General features: G+C 46.8%; 1 protein-coding gene. It reads right to left on the bottom strand.

Going from position 1 to position 528, the window contains the following annotated elements:
* Positions 1-52: 52 nt before the first annotated feature.
* A partial coding sequence (locus tag ABD308_RS26810) for a methionine adenosyltransferase domain-containing protein (RefSeq protein WP_344339524.1) occupies positions 53-528 on the bottom strand: 476 nt, incomplete at its 5' end.

Raw genomic sequence — 528 nt, 5'->3', positions numbered from 1 at the left:
GACTTCACAAATCATAAAGGTGGGGGTTACAGCACATTACGGCATGATATAACTATACGCTAAGGGAAGCTTTTAATTCGTTTACTTTATCGGTCTGTTCCCAAGGGAAGGACTTATCCATGCGGCCGAAGTGGCCATATGCGGCGGTGTCCTTATAAATAGGTCGTCTCAGGTCGAGCATTTTGATAATCCCTGCTGGTCTTAAATCAAATGTATTGCGTATCGCCTGGACCATATCTTCCTCATTTACCTTCCCTGTTCCAAATGTGTGAACGGATATGGAAACCGGCTGTGCTACACCTATTGCATAGGCTAATTGAACCTCACAGGTGTCAGCCAGTCCTGCGGCAACAATATTTTTGGCTACATATCTTGCAGCGTAAGCGGCTGAACGATCCACTTTTGTCGGATCCTTACCACTAAAGGCTCCTCCCCCATGTCGCGCATATCCACCATACGTATCCACTATAATTTTACGTCCGGTTAATCCGGCATCACCCTGAGGACCACCAATGACGAATCGTCCTG

The sequence above is a fragment of the Kitasatospora putterlickiae genome (genome assembly GCF_039527695.1).
Lineage (GTDB): Bacteria > Actinomycetota > Actinomycetes > Streptomycetales > Streptomycetaceae > Kitasatospora > Kitasatospora putterlickiae.
Note: the sequence above shows the minus strand (reverse complement) of the source record. Positions and strands in the feature narration are given on the sequence as shown.